The sequence below is a fragment of the Pseudomonas sp. SIMBA_041 genome, from assembly GCF_046535095.1.
In the GTDB taxonomy this organism is placed as follows: domain Bacteria; phylum Pseudomonadota; class Gammaproteobacteria; order Pseudomonadales; family Pseudomonadaceae; genus Aquipseudomonas; species Aquipseudomonas mucoides.
This window is the reverse complement of sequence record NZ_JAWRXJ010000728.1, coordinates 1-248: the sequence shown is the minus strand read 5'-3', so window position 1 is coordinate 248 and position 248 is coordinate 1. Positions and strand designations below refer to the sequence as shown.

At 59.3% G+C, this 248-nt stretch carries 1 protein-coding gene; it reads right to left on the bottom strand.

Going from position 1 to position 248, the window contains the following annotated elements; all coding sequences use genetic code 11:
- Positions 1-58 precede the first annotated feature (58 nt).
- A partial coding sequence (locus SB725_RS33025) for a hypothetical protein (RefSeq protein ID WP_410923676.1) occupies positions 59-248 on the bottom strand: 190 nt, incomplete at its 5' end.

Genomic DNA, 248 nt, shown 5'->3' with positions numbered 1-248 from the left:
ATCGCGATGACCTCCGGCGAGTCGTCCATACCGAGCGCGTCTGAGTTTTCCATATTCACTACTCCAGCACAACGCTCGAAGCGCTATCTGCGGCCGCCGAAGCCGTCTTCCAGGCACACCCCTTCGGCACGCTCGCAATCGGTGAAGGCAGGCGCATTGACGACGCCCCCGGCTTATCCCAGCTCGAACACTTCTCGAGAATCTGCCCGCTCGTCCCGTTCTCGATCAGATCAGGCGTTATCTTTATG